This window comes from Tamlana crocina (genome assembly GCF_012037625.1).
This window is the reverse complement of sequence record NZ_JAAVJS010000555.1, coordinates 1-347: the sequence shown is the minus strand read 5'-3', so window position 1 is coordinate 347 and position 347 is coordinate 1. Positions and strand designations below refer to the sequence as shown.

Here is a 347-nt window from a genome sequence, read left to right as displayed (position 1 = left end):
TACTTCATTGAGATGATGTAAAGTCTGGTTGAGATTTGCGGTAACTTTAGTAAGAAGTTCAACATAGTGTTCCTTTTCTTCCGGAATTTCACTCATACCATACAGGTCCAGGATGGACTGTATGTTAGTAGAATGCGACCTCAAATCATGGGAGATGATGTATGAGAAATTGACCAGTCTTTTATTTTGATCTAACAGCACCTTGTAGGATTTCGTCAGTTGTAATTCTGCTTCTTTGCTCTTCGTGATATCTTCAATAATGGCAATATGATTAGAAGGCTCCTGGCCCGGGTGCCATAAGGGAGAAACAGTAAGTTTGATCCAACCTACAGTACCATTTTTCCTAA

1 protein-coding gene is annotated in these 347 nt (G+C 39.2%); it reads right to left on the bottom strand.

What is annotated here, in order from left to right:
- Positions 1 to 347 (bottom strand): PAS domain S-box protein (locus tag HC176_RS18020; RefSeq protein ID WP_167920380.1); only part of this gene is annotated, 347 nt, incomplete at both ends.